The organism is Chryseobacterium populi (genome assembly GCF_000282115.1).
Lineage (GTDB): Bacteria > Bacteroidota > Bacteroidia > Flavobacteriales > Weeksellaceae > Chryseobacterium > Chryseobacterium populi.
In genome coordinates, this window is sequence record NZ_AKJY01000013.1 from 15,823 (window position 1) to 33,701 (window position 17,879).

At 36.2% G+C, this 17,879-nt stretch carries 20 protein-coding genes; 8 read left to right on the top strand and 12 right to left on the bottom strand.

The genetic code is table 11. The features are described 5' to 3' along the window. From PMI13_RS04325 to PMI13_RS04340, 4 genes are read left to right on the top strand one after another with little or no spacing between them, the layout of a single operon-like run. Positions 1-2,721 (top strand): hypothetical protein, encoded by a 2,721-nt coding sequence (locus PMI13_RS04325; protein ID WP_007841052.1) that lies wholly within the window; start codon positions 1-3, stop codon positions 2,719-2,721. Beyond that, a complete protein-coding gene (locus PMI13_RS04330) occupies positions 2,684-3,316 on the top strand; it encodes a hypothetical protein (RefSeq protein ID WP_007841054.1) in 633 nt (210 codons plus the stop codon). The genes PMI13_RS04325 and PMI13_RS04330 overlap by 38 nt, the downstream gene beginning before the upstream one ends. Positions 3,317-3,322: 6 nt before the next feature. Then, a complete protein-coding gene (locus PMI13_RS04335) occupies positions 3,323-4,120 on the top strand; it encodes a hypothetical protein (protein ID WP_007841056.1) in 798 nt (265 codons plus the stop codon). Positions 4,121-4,126: 6 nt separating this feature from the next. Beyond that, entirely contained in the window at positions 4,127-4,585 is a 459-nt protein-coding gene (locus PMI13_RS04340; RefSeq protein WP_007841058.1) for a hypothetical protein, read from the top strand. 215 nt (positions 4,586-4,800) lie between these two features. Here the strand turns inward: PMI13_RS04340 and PMI13_RS04345 are convergent, their stop codons facing one another. The 5 genes from PMI13_RS04345 to PMI13_RS04365 all read right to left on the bottom strand — a co-directional run bounded on the left by PMI13_RS04345 (position 4,801) and on the right by PMI13_RS04365 (position 8,519). Continuing rightward, positions 4,801-5,700 (bottom strand): glycosyltransferase family 2 protein, encoded by a 900-nt coding sequence (locus PMI13_RS04345; RefSeq protein WP_007841060.1) that lies wholly within the window; start codon positions 5,698-5,700, stop codon positions 4,801-4,803. Between the two features lie 4 nt (positions 5,701-5,704). After that, on the bottom strand, positions 5,705-6,670 hold the full coding sequence (locus PMI13_RS04350) for a glycosyltransferase family 9 protein (protein WP_007841062.1): 966 nt from the start codon (positions 6,668-6,670) through the stop codon (positions 5,705-5,707). Between the two features lie 2 nt (positions 6,671-6,672). Continuing rightward, the gene (locus tag PMI13_RS04355) at positions 6,673-7,092 is read right to left on the bottom strand and encodes a SufE family protein (protein ID WP_007841064.1); all 420 of its coding nucleotides are present in this window, start codon (positions 7,090-7,092) and stop codon (positions 6,673-6,675) included. Positions 7,093-7,203: 111 nt separating this feature from the next. Continuing rightward, the gene (locus tag PMI13_RS04360) at positions 7,204-8,295 is read right to left on the bottom strand and encodes a glycosyltransferase family 4 protein (protein ID WP_007841066.1); all 1,092 of its coding nucleotides are present in this window, start codon (positions 8,293-8,295) and stop codon (positions 7,204-7,206) included. Beyond that, on the bottom strand, positions 8,295-8,519 hold the full coding sequence (locus PMI13_RS04365) for a hypothetical protein (RefSeq protein WP_007841067.1): 225 nt from the start codon (positions 8,517-8,519) through the stop codon (positions 8,295-8,297). The genes PMI13_RS04360 and PMI13_RS04365 overlap by 1 nt, the downstream gene beginning before the upstream one ends. A gap of 153 nt (positions 8,520-8,672) precedes the next feature. Between PMI13_RS04365 and PMI13_RS04370 the strand changes: the two genes are divergently transcribed. After that, complete coding sequence (locus tag PMI13_RS04370; protein ID WP_007841069.1) at positions 8,673-11,207, top strand: ATP-dependent Clp protease ATP-binding subunit; 2,535 nt, start codon at positions 8,673-8,675, stop codon at positions 11,205-11,207. Between the two features lie 103 nt (positions 11,208-11,310). On the opposite strand, the gene PMI13_RS04375 is transcribed toward PMI13_RS04370, so the two are convergent. Then, the gene (locus PMI13_RS04375; RefSeq protein ID WP_007841071.1) at positions 11,311-11,838 is read right to left on the bottom strand and encodes a hypothetical protein; all 528 of its coding nucleotides are present in this window, start codon (positions 11,836-11,838) and stop codon (positions 11,311-11,313) included. A gap of 117 nt (positions 11,839-11,955) precedes the next feature. Here PMI13_RS04375 and mnmA point away from each other — a divergent pair, with 117 nt between their 5' ends. Both mnmA and PMI13_RS04385 read left to right on the top strand, forming a co-directional pair. Next, positions 11,956-13,143, top strand: coding sequence for a tRNA 2-thiouridine(34) synthase MnmA (gene mnmA, locus PMI13_RS04380; RefSeq protein ID WP_007841073.1), 1,188 nt, complete (start codon positions 11,956-11,958; stop codon positions 13,141-13,143). A 65-nt stretch (positions 13,144-13,208) separates the two neighbouring features. Further along, positions 13,209-13,412, top strand: a complete 204-nt coding sequence (locus PMI13_RS04385; RefSeq protein WP_007841076.1) for a hypothetical protein — start codon at positions 13,209-13,211, stop codon at positions 13,410-13,412. 56 nt (positions 13,413-13,468) lie between these two features. On the opposite strand, the gene PMI13_RS04390 is transcribed toward PMI13_RS04385, so the two are convergent. From PMI13_RS04390 to PMI13_RS04400, 3 genes are read right to left on the bottom strand one after another with little or no spacing between them, the layout of a single operon-like run. Continuing rightward, entirely contained in the window at positions 13,469-14,269 is an 801-nt protein-coding gene (locus PMI13_RS04390) for a hypothetical protein (protein WP_007841078.1), read from the bottom strand. Further along, positions 14,266-14,643, bottom strand: a complete 378-nt coding sequence (locus PMI13_RS04395; RefSeq protein ID WP_185096101.1) for a hypothetical protein — start codon at positions 14,641-14,643, stop codon at positions 14,266-14,268. The genes PMI13_RS04390 and PMI13_RS04395 overlap by 4 nt, the downstream gene beginning before the upstream one ends. A gap of 14 nt (positions 14,644-14,657) precedes the next feature. Beyond that, positions 14,658-15,398 carry a glycine-rich domain-containing protein gene (locus PMI13_RS04400; RefSeq protein ID WP_007841080.1) on the bottom strand — a complete coding sequence of 247 codons (741 nt, stop codon included), beginning with the start codon at positions 15,396-15,398 and terminating at the stop codon, positions 14,658-14,660. Between the two features lie 112 nt (positions 15,399-15,510). Here PMI13_RS04400 and PMI13_RS04405 point away from each other — a divergent pair, with 112 nt between their 5' ends. Next, the gene (locus PMI13_RS04405; protein WP_007841081.1) at positions 15,511-16,407 is read left to right on the top strand and encodes a hypothetical protein; all 897 of its coding nucleotides are present in this window, start codon (positions 15,511-15,513) and stop codon (positions 16,405-16,407) included. Between the two features lie 17 nt (positions 16,408-16,424). Here the strand turns inward: PMI13_RS04405 and PMI13_RS04410 are convergent, their stop codons facing one another. Genes PMI13_RS04410 through PMI13_RS04420 form a run of 3 tightly spaced genes read right to left on the bottom strand, consistent with a single transcriptional unit; the run spans position 16,425 to position 17,812 of the window. Further along, a complete protein-coding gene (locus tag PMI13_RS04410) occupies positions 16,425-17,168 on the bottom strand; it encodes a LytR/AlgR family response regulator transcription factor (protein WP_007841082.1) in 744 nt (247 codons plus the stop codon). 52 nt (positions 17,169-17,220) lie between these two features. Further along, on the bottom strand, positions 17,221-17,496 hold the full coding sequence (locus PMI13_RS04415; protein WP_007841083.1) for a 2TM domain-containing protein: 276 nt from the start codon (positions 17,494-17,496) through the stop codon (positions 17,221-17,223). 19 nt (positions 17,497-17,515) lie between these two features. Next, entirely contained in the window at positions 17,516-17,812 is a 297-nt protein-coding gene (locus PMI13_RS04420) for a 2TM domain-containing protein (RefSeq protein ID WP_007841084.1), read from the bottom strand. Positions 17,813-17,879: the final 67 nt, after the last annotated feature.

Here is a 17,879-nt window from a genome sequence, read left to right on the forward strand (position 1 = left end):
ATGGGTACAGCAGGCATAAAGAAGGCTTTGATCAAAGAGCCTAAAAAAAATGTTAAACAATATGGTTCCGGCTATCTAGTGGAGCTGAGCCCTTCAGAAAGTTCCTTTACTGCTTATGTGGATAAGTCTTGTTTAGGACCAGGCACACGTAATCCCGAAAATACAATTCGGGATGTAAAATGGTTTCTTGTAAGAGAGCATCTATGGAATGCCTACAAGCAATTGTATCCGCAATTATCTCCCAGTGAGTTTTTTAGTACCCTGAAAACGTCCAATGAAGAAAATAAAGATTATAAAATTCTTGAAGGAAATAACCGGGTTGTCAATGTAAGTGATGTAAAGAACGGTATTGGGAATATTGGTGTTGTTTACTTGCTAATTCCATACAATGTCTTTCCGGAAACAGACGGTGTAGAAGTTTTAAGAGTGGTTGCAACAGACCGTCCGCAGGTTTTGTACTGTAATTTTAAGTTCCCGAAGGAAGGAAGCTATATTCCGTTACAGGACAGTGACAAAAAAGCAGCCTACGGACAAACAGTAGATGTAGAAGTCTACACTCACCTGCTCCCTGACTGGCATCATAACCTGGAAAAATTTGTTTTTGATGTAGAACTTGTTAATAAAGGAAAAGTAGTTTCCAAAAAGGAAAGAGTCGAGATAACAAACCCGGGAGCGTTTCATTACAATGCCCAAAAGTCATTAAGATTTCTTATAAATCCGGAATGGCAAAAAAATCATAACAGCCAGAAACAAGATGAAAAATATTACCTGAGACTGAGAGGATATATCGATTTTACCGGCCCTGTTTTGGTTGCTAACGGAAGTGTTTCCGCTACAGGACAATATGATTCTGAACAGGCCACCTCAGATTGGGTAAGACTGGAAAACGGAAAGTGGATATACGATTCTTCCCGTGAACTTTTGGTTCCCTATGACACAATAAGTTCTCTTTTGAACCAGTTTGAAACACAAAAAAACAATCAGATCCAGTATATTGGAGACATACAATATAAGAAAAGGGAATATGACCCTTGCGGATATTCTAAAATCACTATAAAAGATGAGGAAGACGGAGACAGGGCTCCTTTGGTAATTTTCGATGAAGAGGACACCAAAGGCCCGATAGACCGTACCAGCCAGATCTTTGGGATTACAGCCGGAGACAAGAGAAAAAAAATCTCCATCACTTTAGATAAACTCACAACAAAAGATGTTTTCTGCCAGGGATTACTTTTAGATGAAGGACAGAAGCATACAGCACAAACCAATGTTTTCCAGGTAAATAAAGTATTTGCTGCACAAAGAGATGCCGCCGGGTTTAATACACAAACCGATCAAACACATTCTCAGCAACAGCAAAACGCAGGCATTACAGCTACCAACGAAAACAGGACAGACACAGACGTTATTAAAACCAATAAGTCTTATAATCCTTCACAGGTACAGCAGTGGACAGCCGGAACAGATTATAAATTTGAGGGTGACAGCAAAATGCTGCTCATGCCTAAATATAATTATAATAAAACCTTTCTTCAGGGTAGAACGAGTACTTATACTGCTGATGCTGCCAATATATTATGGCTGTTTAATTATTTTATCCTGAACGAAGATCTGGCACAGAATTACTTTGTTCCCATAAGTACCTGCCGTTACCCTAACCAGATTGCTAAAATTAAAGTATACCCGGATATAGAATGGGAAGTTGCATTTCTGATAACGATAGGTAAAGGATATACCGGAAAAATAAAATATACCCGGGAAAGACTGAATGCACACCATCAGAATTACAACATGAGATATCTGGGGAGTGAGCTGAATATCGATGCCACACAATCATCCAATTTAGGATGGGTATTAAAGGCAAAAGCCGTTGAGAACGGAAAAGAGCATGAAATTGGAATTGAAAGTATAAAAAAGGTTGTAGACACCGCCGTAGCTGCTTTTAATATGACCCGTCAATATCTGGAAGTATTCAATCCCGGCAACAGTGACGGCACTCCAAGCTTAGCGCAATCAAGGCGTGTGATTGAAGTGGATTTTGCGATAGATCCGCCTAATGTAGGATTTGCCTTAGGCTGGAAATTCGGTAAAGCAAGCAATAATGAGATTGTTCCGATATACACTGGTGGCTTAAGGGCAGATCCGTTAATCGGGTTAACCGTAGTTGTGGATTTAGTTCCCTTAATTAAATTCCTGGGACCGATCGGAAGAGTAATCAGCTGGATTATCCAGTTTATAGAATGGTTATCAAAATCCGATCTTTACATTACATTTGAAGTTTCTTTCCCTGTAAAGGCAGATTTAAGCTTATCTTACAATCGTGTAGACGGTTTTGCCAACAGAGGAAAACAAAAAATGTGGGTAGAACCCGGAGTTACCCTTCGGGCAGGATGTAAAAGTAATGAAGTGGTTTTTATCCCTACCACAACCAGAAACGGAATTACGGAAACAACTGAAGTGGAAAAATGGAAAGTGGAAGGAAACGTAGCCACGTCATTGACCTTTGAAAAAGAATGGGGGTATGATAAAAACCAGTCAAAATATTATGAGAAATCAACGGTTAATTTTAAAGGCGCCAAAATGACGATCGTTATCAGTGAACTTATCAGCAACCGGAGAATTGATTTTAAGCCTACCCATCAACAAGTTTTTACAATAATCGAAGAGCCTAAAGACCCAATATATGATTCAGGAAAAATATACATTGAAGAGAAGAAATAAATTTTTATTTGCAGTTATCTTCGTTTTATCTGTATACAGCTGCAAATCACAGGAAAAAGAGAATCCTAAAACTTTAGGAAGCAGCAATTTTGATATAGAAAAAATAACATTTCACGAAAATATAGACACTTTATTCGGTACCAACAAGTACTACAAAACCTCTATAAAAGACAGTGATTCAGATATTTCCTACAATTATATCATCAGTAAAAAACAAAATGAAAACATCAGGGTTTCATTGGGAAATACAGATATAAGCAGTTATAAATATGATTTTAAGGTAAGCAAAAACAATGAAATCATCGGTGTATCTACCTCTTTTGTCTTAAAGGAAAATATTAAAGATAAAATCATTAATGATATTGACCGTCAATACAAAACATTTAAAGTAAATATCAACCAGCTGTACGATAATCCTTCTGTTTACAGATGGGAAACACCGGATAAAATCATCCAGTTCGCTTATTCTTCCTTTGAAAAAGATAATATTTATACCATTTCTATTGTAAATAAAAAATTCGACTGCAGCCGGTTTCCACTGGAAAAAGTATTTGTAGGCGAAGATATCTGTTTAAAAAAATACCAAAAAAAGTAACTGATCATGTATAAGAATCCCTTCTATCTTGCAGAATTGCAGGTGAGAAATTGCCAGGCAGAATTATTCATCAATGATGTTCCCTGTTTCGATCATTATAAAGAAGGCGGAATGGCAGTGGACTGGCCTGTCAACGGATATATTTTAAATTCCGGTAAACAGTTTTTTACCATAAAAGCCCACTGCTTCGAACATGAAGACAGAATCAGCAAACATGCTTCTATTGATCTTAAAATCACCGTAAGAGATGCTTTTGATTTCTCAATTCCAAAGCAGACGGTAAAACAGCATTTTCATATTTCTTTCGAAGAAAAGGATACTCCGATGTATACAACAGGAGATTTTTTTGAGGCCGAAGTTCCTTATTATTTAGAAGGATGGAAAAACTCTTTCAGTTTCTCAGATTATATCAATGGGGATAATCCCGTGAAAGATAACCTGGTTGAAGAAATTAAAGAATATTATGAAACATTCTATCAGATCATTAAAAACAGGAATACTGATCAGTATAATGTTATAAACAATCAACGTTTTGAAGAAATTACCACCGTTTTTTACCTCAGCGAAGATGAAAAAGCAGCAAGGAGAAAGGCCATCCTGAACTCATCCCGACAGGATGTCAACAAGATAGACTTTTCGGAATATTCCTTACATTTTTATGGCAACAGAAACCAGGTTGTAGGCATGAAAATAAATGACCAGCCATGCGGTTTTGTTTTTGAGAATAACGAAGGAATGATCATTACAGAATTAGCCTTGTTCCATCTTAAAAAAGGAGAAAATAAACTTTCGCTCATCAGATAATTACAAATGGCTTTCCCCACTATATCCGTAAAAAATAACTTCCTGATATTTGAGACTTTCTTTCTTCTACAAAAGGTCTCCTTTGACTCCATTGAAGATATCCTTATTTCCCATGTTCAGGTACAGACTAAACATAAAATATCTATTTATCTTAATCAGCCCCTTATTAATGAATTGAAATCAGAAACATTTGTTAATAAGCTGCTGTTCTTTGTTTTCAGGGCATTTAATAAAAATCCTTATGAAATTATTGCCCAATACGAAAATACAGAGCTTGCAGCCTTATTAAGAATATTTAAAGAAAATTTAGATCACACCACAATTCCCGATGACCTTGATAAAAGCATTTTATGGCGAACTGTTGATCAGGGTCTCCGGATACCCGGAACAAAATTAATTTACAGTAAAAATAAGCTGGGTTTAGCAGAAGTATTAAAAAAACATCATCTGCTGGCTGAAAGATAATTTGGATAACTATATACCATTTACATTTGTTGTTTCTGGCTTCTTGCAAATGATCGGTTTTTATATCGCAATGAAAATGATGAGCTGGACAAATCTAAAATGAGCAAAAATTTTTTAATCTCTAAAATAGATTTCAAAAGAATGCTTCATAACAGCTTTGCTGCTTTTCTTAAAATATAGAAAACAGTATCGTTCCCATAATTTGGAATGCCCTACTACTCCATTTTTTCAAGAAGCAAACCAAGCTTATAAAAATCAAGATAGCGGAGGCCGGTATTTCCTTTTAAAAGAGATTCTTTCAACCTTTCTTTTCGTAATCCAAAAAACAGTCTGAATAAAGGCTTTAAAGGCTGCTTATCTAGCATCTGGTAAGCTTTTACAAGTTTAACTTCAGATAGCTTTGCATTTAGCTCTTTATTTCTAAGCATTTTAGACAGGCTGTCCACAGACTCTTCTACTTTTTGAAGATAAACTTTATTGTCTTCCAGGTCATTATTAAAAATAGGATTGTCTATATGACCGATCCTTATTTCCTCTGATTTTAAATCCATGGCAAAAAGCAGATCCTCATACCCGTATTTTTGAAATTCAGGATTAAAATGTACTTTTTCCAACACTTCTTTTTTTATCACAAAATTATTGGTCTGAAAGCTTAAATAAGGTTTTTCCAGGCGGAATTTAACCGGGAGATTCTCCCGTTCCACCGCAAATTTCCACCGCAAATGATGGTTTTCATCCGGAAATGTTTCTGACACTTTTCTCCCCCCGTAAATCACCTTTGTATCAGTGTTTTTTTCTATAAAACGAACATAATTATTTAAAAAATTCTCACTAATTATTTTTCCGTCACAATCCAGAAAAAGTAAATAATCTCCTTTCGAGTAATAAAGAAAAAGATTACGGATCTGTGACCTTCCTATATTTTTTTCAAGAAAAATGAAGTTTTTAACTTCGGGCTGAAGCGTCCTGTTGATTTGTATAAATTTGTCTTCCGAAGCATCATCAATCAAAATAATTTCTGCATCAATGGAACCTGCGGTGATTTCTTTTTTCAAATCACTGACCAGTTCTCGAACATCAAAATTATAAACCGGGATACAGATGGAAAGCTTCATTCAATCAGATTTTCTCTATAATTTTCTGCACATCAAGCTCTGCCAGGCAAGCCCAGTCGCCCCTGTAGCATTCTTTATCACCAAATACCGAACAAGGCCTGCAGCTTAAATCTTTTACCTGAACAACATCATCTTCACTTTGACCAAACCCAAGGAAGCCGGCGTATGGATGAGTAGCTCCCCAAACAGACACACATCTTGTTCCTACAAGGCTGGCAAGGTGCATATTCGCAGAGTCCATAGAGATCATCAGTTCCAGCCCGGAAATTCTATGAAGCTCTTCTTTAAGGTTTAATTTTCCTGATAAACTTTCCGTATTAGGAATTTCTTTTTCCCATTTTTCAAGGGTCTCTGTTTCCTTTTGTCCGCCTCCGAAAAAATATATTTTTTGTTTCCGGGCCAGGATTCTTGCTAATTCATAAGATTTTTCCAAAGGAAGCATTTTCCCTCTATGCTGGGCAAAAGGAGCAAAACCTATCCCCGATTTCTGGAAAGAAGCCGGTCTTAATTTGTGGGACAGAGTTACCTGAAAGCCCATTTCTCTGAAAACATCCGCATAACGCTCAACTGTTTGCTTTAGCTGAACCTTATCCAGATTCCAGATATCGGTAAGTCTTTCCTTCTCGTGCTTCCCTTTGTTGATTTTAAAAACCTTAAGTCCTTTTTTTATGTAAATCTTATCAAGAACCTTTGTTCTGATCACGTCATGCAGATTGGCAATATAATCGGGACGGAATTCTTTTATAAGTTCATTCGCCAACCTGTTTAATCCGAAAAAGCCTTTAAAATCATCCAGGTTGATTCCTTTAAAGATAACATTCGGGATATCAGCAAATAAACCTTCAAAATTCTTTCTTGAAACCATCACGATTTCCACGTCAGGATTCTGCTCCAAAAATTCCCGGAAAACAGGTGCCGTCATGGCAACATCACCAAAGGCCGAAAAACGATATGCTAAAATTCTGGTCACAACTACGACTTTAGCTGGTAGGCAACGGCATAAAACTTAATCTGCTTCGTCATAGCCATTAAACCATTGGCTCTGGACGGGGAAAGGAATTCCTGTAATCCGATCTCAGAAATAAACCCGAAATCGGAATCTAAAATTTCCTGTGTAGAATGACCGCTGTAAATACTGATTAATAAAGAAACGATTCCTTTTGGAAGAATTCCGTCAGAATCTGCATCGAAAAAAAGTTTTCCATCTTTGAATTCAGCATCAATCCATACTTTACTTTGACAACCTTTGATCAGATTCTCATCTGTTTTTTTATCTTCCGCCAATCCCTTAAGCTCTTTCCCGAGATCAATGATGTACTCATACTTTTGCTCCCAGTCATCAAGAAATGCAAATTCGTCAACGATTTCCTGCTGTTTTTCTTTAATGGTCATGTTTTTAAATTTCTATTTTGCAAAGATAACCAATTTTAAAAAGATATTTAACCCAAGACTCATCTGAAAACCTGATGGTAATGATTAAAATTATTTTTTTAAAGGATAATTTTATTGAGCCGCTTTTTGAAATACTTCCAGAAGCTTTATTTCTTCATTTTCCCAACAGAACAAATCTGAAGCTTTTGCAAGCTCCTCCTGGTAATTCTTCCTTCCTTTATTTAAAACCGACTGTATCGTTGCAGCTATATTTTCAGGAAGATGCCCTTTAATAATTTCTCCGATGTCAAAATGTCTTTTAATCTTCTGCATTTCAGGAAGATCTGACATGATCAAAGGAACCCGGGCCTGAATACAGTCTAAGACCTTGTTGGGAAGTGAAAATAAATAACTGTCACCTGCATTTTCTTCAATACTCATTCCGACATCCGCTGTAACAGTAATTTTTCTTAAGTCTTCCGGTTTTAATTTTCCCAGAAACTGAACTTTATGCTGAAGGCCTTCTCTAATGGCCAGATCTTCATATTCTTTTTTCTTTGGCCCGTCACCGGCAATTTTAAAAACCACCCCATCAAGATGATGCATTGCCAGAATCGCTTTATCAATCCCCCTGAAAGGATTAATTGCTCCCTGATATAAAATAACCTTAGGAGTATTCTCGGGAATTTCCGGGGCAACAGTCATTTTTTTCGGGGCATTCTGAACAACTACGGGCTCTACTCCATACTTTTTTTGAAACCATCCGGCATAGCTTTCACTTGCTGTTATCATCCATTCCAGTTTCGGAATAATATTTTTTTCCAGGTACCGCCAGAGTTTTTGTGACATTTTTCCCTGGATGGCAGGCATTTCTGAAAAGATCTCATGGCTGTCAAACACCAGAGGAATATTTAATTTTTTGGAAACAAGATAATTTGGTAGTAAAACATCGACATCATTGGCATGAAGAATGGTATTTCCGTCAGCTTTTTTCTTTAATTCCTGATATAATTTCCAGTTAAATTCAAAATAAGCGGTCTTTAAGCTTTTGGATGTGAGATGAATCCTTGAAAAAGGATAAGGCCGTGTCATTTTTTCTGCCCCGTTCCAGTCGTTTCCTATTAATTCAACCTGATATCCGTTCTCATGCAGGCTTCTGCAGACCTTTTCGATCCGTTGGTCTGTATATAAATTGCTGAAAGCAGAGGTTAGGATTTTTTTCATCAGCTTTTCTTTCCGTCCATCAGGTGATAGATTTGTATGAAACAGATCAGCCCGTTAGGAATAATTACCGGCCAAAGCATTCCGCTGAAGATACCGTAAATGACAAAACAGATACAGCCAATCATATTAACGATCCTGATTTTTCTTACATCTTTTAATATAAAACTCAACACAATAAAAAGTGAAGCAGAATATCCTATATAGGTAGCAATTTCGGGATTCATGAGAAAAATTTAAGGGAAACAAACTTAATCATTTTCAATAAGATAATAAAGTTTTTTTCTGCCATAAAGTCATTAATTGATTTTTGGTAAAATATTTGTAATTTAGATAATGAATAAATGATAATTCTATCTTTATTCTAATTGAGATATATTATGGATTATAAGTTTTCACAAGGTTTGAGCCAGGTGTTCAAACAAAGCAAAAATGAAGCTAAAAGGCTGAAAAGTGAATTTCTTAATACAGAACATCTACTTTTAGGTATTATAAAAACAGAAAACTCTGCAAAAGAAATCCTTCAAAACCTTAATGCCGATTTAACACAAATCAGAAGAAAAATTGAAACTCTAAATACAGCAAGTCTTAATCCTATTTCTGAGGAGGTTACCAATATTTCTTTCACTAAAATGGCAGATCATGCTATTAAACGTGCAGAGCTGGAATGCAGACAATACAAAAGCAATGAGATTAATACCGTTCATTTGCTTCTGGGCATTCTTTATAAATATGAAGACCCCACTTCAAGTATACTAGGCGCTTACGACATCGATTATGAAGGTGTTTCAAGAGAATATCAGACAATGCTTAAAAATTCCGGGCAGTCACCACAAATGAGTGCTTATGATGACGATGATGAAAGAGAGGAATTTGAGCAGATGAGAAAGCCACAAGGAAATTTAGGGACTGCAAAAAGTAAAACACCTACATTGGACAACTTTGGTAGAGACCTTACTTCTTTGGCGAGAGACGGTAAACTTGATCCGGTAATTGGCCGTGAGAAAGAAATCGAAAGGGTTTCCCAGATCTTATCGAGAAGAAAGAAAAACAATCCGTTGCTGATTGGTGAGCCAGGTGTTGGTAAATCTGCCATTGCTGAAGGATTGGCTTTAAGGATTCAGCAGAAAAAGGTTTCAAGAGTGCTTTACGGTAAGCGGGTAATTACTCTGGATCTTGCAAGTCTGGTTGCAGGAACCAAATACCGTGGGCAGTTCGAAGAGAGAATGAAAGCCATCATGACTGAGCTGGAGAAAAACCGTGATGTCATCCTGTTCATTGATGAGCTTCACACGATTGTTGGTGCAGGAAGTTCTACAGGAAGTTTAGATGCTTCCAATATGTTTAAGCCTGCTTTGGCAAGAGGTGAAATTCAATGCATCGGGGCAACTACTCTGGATGAATACCGTCAGTACATTGAAAAAGACGGAGCTTTAGAAAGAAGGTTCCAGAAAGTAATGGTAGAGCCTACTTCAATAGATGAAACCATTCAGATTCTGAATCAGATCAAAGATAAATATGAGGAACACCATAATGTAATTTATACTCCGGAAGCAATTCTGGCTTGTGTTAATTTAACCGCAAGATATATTACGGACCGTTTCTTACCGGACAAAGCAATCGATGCAATGGACGAAGCAGGATCACGTGTTTACATTAAAAACATGAAAGTTCCTACTGAAATTATCGACTTTGAACAGAAAATTGAAGATATTAAAGAACTGAAACAGAAAGCGGTAAAAGCTCAGGATTATCTTGAAGCCAGAAAGCTTAAGGATGAGGAAGAACGTCTTCAAATGGAATTGAATGCCGCTCAGGATAAGTGGGATAAAGATGTAAAAGAGAAAAAAGAAACCGTAACGGAAGAAAATGTAGCGGAAGTAGTTTCTATGATGAGTGGAGTTCCTGTGACAAAAGTGGGTAAAAATGAGCTTGATAAACTAGCTCAGATGGATGCTAAGCTGAATGGAAAAGTGATCGGTCAGGAAGACGCTGTGAAGAAAGTCGTTAAAGCGATTCAAAGAAACAGAGCCGGTCTTAAGGACCCGAACCGTCCTATCGGAACCTTTATCTTCCTTGGTACAACCGGTGTCGGTAAAACCGAGCTGGCTAAAGTAATGGCAAGAGAACTTTTCGATTCCGATGAAGCATTGATCAGAATTGACATGAGTGAATACATGGAAAAATTTGCGGTTTCAAGATTGGTTGGTGCGCCTCCGGGATATGTTGGATACGAAGAAGGTGGTCAGTTAACAGAGGCTGTAAGAAGAAAACCTTATGCTGTGGTTCTTTTGGATGAGATTGAAAAAGCTCACCCGGATGTATTCAATATTCTGTTGCAGATTTTAGATGAAGGCCATGTTACAGACAGTTTAGGAAGAAAAATTGATTTTAGGAACACCATTATTATCCTTACATCAAACATTGGTACGAGAGATATTAAAGATTTTGGTGATGGTGTAGGATTCGGAACTTCAGCTAAGAAATCAACTTCAGATACTAGAGCGAGAAGCACTATTGAAAATGCCCTTAAAAAAGCATTTGCTCCTGAATTCTTAAACAGAATTGATGACATCGTGATCTTCAATTCTCTTGAGAAAGAAGACATCAAGAAAATTATTGATCTTGAACTGAACAAGCTTTACACCAGATTGGAGAAATTAGGATATAAAGTTGAATTAACTGAAGAAGCTAAAGACTTTATTTCTGAAAAAGGCTGGGATAAAGACTTTGGAGCAAGGCCATTGAAACGGGCTATCCAGAAATACATTGAAGATTTATTAGCTGAAATGCTGGTAAATAAACAATTGAATGAAGGTGAAACCATTACTCTGGATGTCAATGAAGCCAAAGATGGTTTAGGCGGAAAAACCCAGAAGCCCAAAAAGACGACTGAAAAGTCTTCGCAACCATAAATAAATAATTTAATATAAAAAGCACCGGAAAAAATTTCCGGTGCTTTTTTATTGGTTGTAATATCAGAATACAATTGATCCTTAATTGAGTATATCAATTCATTTAAAGTCCTACTACAAAACCTATATTCGGGATCAGGCCACTTGAAAATACACTTGTGTCTTCTTTCCAGAGTACGTTATACATTAGCCCGATCTGCATAAAAGAATTATTTCCGATTCTCTGCATATAACCGCCACCAAGATATAGAGCGGTTTCTTCTTCATTAACTTTATAATCGTAATACCGGTCTTTAAAATTGATAAAATAATGCTGAAGATTTGCCCCTACATAAAAAGATCTGGCAAAATAATAATTGGCAAAAGGGCCAACACCAAACATGGTTGACCGGTAATAATCTGAAGTCTGCCAGGAAACACTTCCCACAATTCCTACTTCAAGGTCATCAGTAAGCCTGTAACCAACTCTTGGAGAAGCCTGTAGATAAAATGTGCTCTGGCTTCCAAAACCTACACCGATTCCGCCTCCGAAAGTCCACCTGTTGTTATCTTGTGAGTTTGTACCCACTGAAATCTGGGAAAAAAATGGGACTGAAAGCATTAGCATTAAGGGAATAATAAACTTTTTCATATTAATATCGTTTTTATCAATGTTTAAAATTATGGTTTTTTTACGAATCTTTTTAGTTGTATTTTTGCCGCATCAAACTAAGAACTCCCGTTAAGAGTTTCGTAAAATTGAAATACAATGAAAATAGTAGTAGGCCTCTCCGGAGGTGTAGATTCCAGCGTTACAGCATATCTGCTGAAACAGCAGGGTCACGATGTCGTCGCTTTGTTTATGAGAAACTGGAATGACGCTTCTGTCACGTTAGAAGATGAATGTCCCTGGATTGAGGACAGCAATGATGCCCTGATGGTAGCCCAGAAATTGGGAATCCCTTTCCAGGTTATCGATATGAGCGATCTTTACAAGGAACGCATCGTAGATTATATGTTTGCCGAATATGAGAGAGGAAGAACTCCAAATCCTGACGTTTTATGTAACAGAGAAGTAAAATTCGATGTATTTATGAAGACAGCGATGTCTCTGGGTGCTGACAAGGTAGCCACAGGACATTATGCAAGGGTAAATTCCACTTTCGATGAAAACGGAAAGGAAATTTTTCACCTTTTAGCAGGACAGGATAACAATAAAGACCAGTCTTATTTCTTGTGCCAGCTGAGCCAGGATCAATTGTCAAAAGCTTTATTTCCGATCGGAGAGCTTACAAAGCCTCAGGTGAGAGAAATTGCCAAGGAAATTGGGTTGGTAACCGCTGATAAAAAAGATTCCCAGGGATTATGCTTCATCGGGAAAGTAAGTCTGCCCCAGTTTTTACAACAGCAATTGGTACCTAAAGAAGGAGAAATTGTAGAAATTTTCAAAGATTCCCCTTTATTTTCACAGGAAAAGCCTGAATTTTCTTCAAAAGAGGAAGAATTAGAATTCCTTTCTCAAAAAATCAATTATAAAAAATCTGACGGAAAAGTGATCGGAAAACATCAGGGTGCCCAATTTTTCACGATCGGACAAAGCAAAGGATTAGGAATAGGCGGACATAAAGAAAGCTGCTTTATCATCTCCAGAGACATGGAAAACAATATTCTTTTTGTCGGAGAAGGTCATCAGTTTCCGGGACTTCTTAAAAAAGCTTTGAAAATAGACAATTCCGAGCTTCATTGGGTACGCGAAGATATGAGGCTTAAAAATGGTGAGTCAATGGAAGTAATGGCTAGATTCAGATACAGACAGCCATTGCAGAAAGCCATTCTTTATCAGTTTGAAAATGCTTTTTATATTGAATTTGAAGAAGAACAGTCTGCCATTGCCGAAGGACAGTTTGCATCCTGGTATATTGGTGACGAGCTTATCGGAAGTGGTGTGATTTCTTAATCAGAATATTTGTAACATATTTTAAGTTGTTATACTTACTCATTAATAACAATAAAAAATATATTATGAAAACTACTTTAAAAAATCAGTCTGCTCAAGCCAATCAGGTTTTAATCTTTTTAGTCTCGGTTTCTTTTGGATATAATCTTTATCTGGCAATGGTACATCCTGAAAAATCAGATCTTGTATTGAGTTCCATTCTTTTAGCCATTACCTGTTTTATGTGCCGGGAATATGGCTATAAGACCATAAAAGATAAATCAGAATAAAAAAGGGTTTGAACATTTCAAGCCCTTTTCTATTTCTTATTGCAGAGATGAGCCGGTTACAGTAACTGATCTTCAATAAAATAACAGGTGATTTTACTTTCCACGTCTTTCATGGTTATATTGATCTCCTTTTCTACATTATCACCATAGAAATTAATAAAAAGAGCCTCTTTTGTTTTCAAGCTGCCAATTACATTATATTTTGTCTTAAAAAAAGCATCGTAAGAATATATCAGTTCCCTGGAATCCAGTTTCATATCGGTAGAAAAGTCACTTAGCCTTAAATAGACCATCCCTGAGAAGGGTTTCATTTCCAGAATATACAGAATTTTCCGGAACGGAACATTGATCTTTCCGACATCTTTAGTTTTGTATTTTTCAATTTCCTTCAGAAAATCAGCTTTTAACGATGATTCCACAACTATTTTCAGACAGATTTTAATTTCTGTTTTTTCACCTTTATGATTGAAAATCCGGATGATAAAATCTTCGGAGTTCTGTCCCTGTACAATTTCAGTTCCTGCAATATCAAATGATTTTTCTACTGCATATTTTCCATACCGTGAGTACACGATTAAATTTTTTATGAGATTAAATAATACTGCAACGAGTATCAAAGAAAGTGCCCCGACCGGAATAAGAATGGCCATAAAATAGAGAAAGGACTCAAAACTCTCTTTTTCCTCATAAAAAAAAGGATTATAGTCAAACAAAAAGATTTTAATCCCTAATCCAAAAAGAAGTATGGCCAGGATAATAAACACTATGGCTTCCCAGCTTACTCCATACCCTTGCTTTTGTAAAGGAATATTTTTGTATAAAATGTTTTTCTCTGCTTCTGTGAATTTTCGGGTCATGACAGGCGTTTTTTTGGTTGAATCTCCTTATGCTTAATATTTGATTTTAAACCCGGCTGGCAGAGAATTACAATGCCTTCTATCATCAATATCATAACAAGATATCCAACCGGTTTTTCTATCATTAATCCTTTTATCAGTTTCACAATCCCTAGTATCAGAATGAAAATCATAAAGTACAAAGTGGTCTTTGAGGAAGTTTTTTTAAGAGATTTCGAGATCATTACTGAAGTATAAAAACCTAACAGAAGAATTAAGTAAAATTTTAAGAATTCCGTCCCTTTTACCGAGATCGGATTATAGGTGTGCTGCGTAAAAATAAGCCAGATCATGCTTACTATTACCGAAACTGAATAGCAAAATATTTTTTTCATAGCTATTATTTTTTTTAACCTCCGCATCCACCACAACCTCCGCAACCTCCCCCACAGCCGCCTCCGCCGCCACAACTGGAGCCGCCACTGCAGCCTGATCCACCATCAGAATTATTACTGCTGATATTTTTATCCTGTTCTTTATGGATATTTCCTCCAAAAATCCATGAAATAAAACTCATGAAGATGAAAAAGCCGAGTATAAATAAAACAGTAAGCATTACACCGCCAAAAAAACTTCCGGAGCAGGAATATACCAGAAATAAAAGGCTGATCAGTGTAAGGAATCTTAACCTTTTTGTCCAGAATGCCAGCTTATCTTTTTTAATTATCTGATCTGTCCAGATCTCTTTTGGGGCGTCCTGCTGAAAAATTTCTTTGTAATGATGTAAGGTATCATTATACCAATCCTGATGTTTCTTTTTTTCAGAAAAGCTTCCTTTAGAGGGATGATGGTGCAGTTTTCTTTTCAGGATATTCGGGCAGAAATCTTCCCAGTAATTCTGTGTATAAATAAGGTGCATATGCCATACTTTATCTACAATTTTGCTTGGAGAGGCTCCTTTTGGCAATGTACAGCAGAGATAAATAAATTTTTTATATTCCTCTATGGCCTTCCGGGTAAAATCCAATGTCCAGTTTTCTTCTTTAGCCAGTTTTTTCGAAAAAGGAAAATCAGCATCTGAAGCATCTAATGAAAAGTTTTGAATTCGTTTCCAAAGGACTTCGTCTTTTAATAAGATTTTAGTTTCCATTGTGTTAACTTTTATTTTCTACTCAAATATCATTTGATTTTAAAATATAAAAGTCTTACTACAGTCTTTTTCAGTATTAAAAAAATCTTAAATTAGTCTTATAAATAAAACAATGAAAAAAGAAGATATCCTGCACCTTGAGAAATTAATGAATTTCCTAAGCCTGTATTTCTTAAAGAAAAATAATTGGGAAGACGTTACAAAAACAGAATGGTCCTATATTGTTACCGAGCTTAATGACCTCATCACCAGTGATCAGGATGAGAGAGGCATTAAAAAAGAAGCTGATATCTTAGGGTCAAATTACCTTTATGAACATCTGATCATCAATAAATTAAAAAAATATCAGCAGAATGAAAATGCAGCATTAAGCAAACCCAATCTTGCGAAATTAACTCTCATTGTTAAAGTTTTGGGATATTCCAGCTATATTGATTTTATTAATTCCAATACAGAATCCTTTAATTTTAATGATCTGAAGATTGAGATGAATAATACAAAGCAGAATACAGTGCTTTTAGACCGTTTGGTCGGCTGTTGGTATTCCTACAACAGAAATTTACCGGACAACCCGTTACAGGCCAGAGAAGACCGTATCTGGCGTTCCGCAATGGAAATCTACAAATCTGAAACATCAGGGGAATATTTCATTGAGAGAAGTGGTGGTGATCACCATAAGTATTTCGGAAAAGTTACTGCTTATTCGGATTATATTTTTATCATCATGAACAGCAATACTTTCATCCGGCAAAGGCATTTTATTTCAAGGATAAAAGATATCCATGAAAAACTCAAAAATCCAGAATACAAACTCCATGAATTGCATTTTATAAGTACATGTATTAGTTTTAATCAAGAGCCTATTGCTCTTTTTGAGATTTTCCGGAAGGCAGACCGGAAAAACTTTGTTCCGGATTCTATCAGCTTTCCTATTGACAGTGACGAAATCCCGGATTCAATTGTAAAACAGCTTGAAGATACCGAGGCTAACAGAATTGATTATAAGTAGTTGAGCAATGGCAGAAATCAGCTTACCAGCCAATCTTTGAAATCTTTCACCCGGTCACGGCTTACCGTAATTTCTTCCTGCGGCTGAAATTCCAGATCTACTTTATAGTAAGGAGAAGTGTGGATGTTTTTAATATAATCCGAATTAATAATAAACTGCCTGTTGACACGGAAGAATTTTTTTTCATCCAGAACATCTTCGAGCTCATCCAAAGTGAAATCCGATGGATAATTCCGTTCCTGGGTTTTCAGATAAACAATTTTATTTTCGCTGAAAAAACAGCTGATCTCATCAGTCTGGATGATCTTTAAATTATATCCTATCTTTACCAGAACTCTCGAAAGTGTTGTCTTCTCTTTTTTGATCAGCTGCTTAACTTCCTGTGACCCGGCAGAATTATCTGAAGGAATAAATGATTTGAATTTTTCTATAGCTCCGTCCAGGTCTTCTTCCAAAATAGGCTTTAAAAGATAATCGATACTGTTCAGTTTAAAAGCTTTCAGGGTATACTGATCAAAAGCTGTCGTATAAATGATGAAACCTTTTGTCGGGACTTTTTCAAAAATATCAAATGACAACCCGTCGCCCAGAACAATATCTGAAAAAATAAGCTGCGGGTGTTCATTTTCAGAAAACCATTCCACCCCTTCTTCCACTGATTCTATTTTTGCAACCAGCTGTATTTCAGGAAAAACACTTAACATTCTTTCCAGTTTTCTTGAAGCGGGTTTTTCATCCTCGATGATGACAGTTCTGATCATTGAATTACGGTTTTAGTTTTAAAATTTAAAAATAGATAAAAGTTGGCAGGTTTTAAAAATTTATCGGTTCTTTCGTTTTTTTAAGTTCTTTCTGTAGTATTTTTCTCTCCCAGTCAGCATCAAAAATAAAAAGTTTTGCTGCTTTTACCGTCAGAATGATTCCCCAGATGACCAATATAATTGAGCCATTAAAGGTGGAAAAATTAATTTTCCCGTGTTCAAAATAATCATTAAAGAATAATATTCCTGCTATTATCGCAAACCATGCAAGGTTTTTATAGAATTTTTTCAATTGAGCAACTCGCTCATAAGCCTGATTATAGTCCATTGTATTGTTATTTAGGTTATTAAAGTGTTTTTCCGTAATTTTTCTTTTCCTCTTCCATCAATTCTCTGATCTTTTTTTCTTCCCAGTTTTTACCTATCCCGAACACATTGATTCCGTGTGCTGCAAGTCCCATTCCCCATCCTGTCATTGGCCAGAAAAACCATAAATGATCCGGAGCGGTCAAAAGGTTCAGCACCATTAAAAAAGGAATTACCAGGCAGTAAGAAGTAAGATTACCGTAGAAACCTTTTAATTCTTTTACCCTTCTTACTGCTTTTTCGTAAGCTAATGTTTCTTTGTTAAATGTTGTTTCCATAATTTCTATATTTTAACGTGAGTTCGATTTAAGCCGCAATTAATCTATCTTGATCAATGATGTCAGA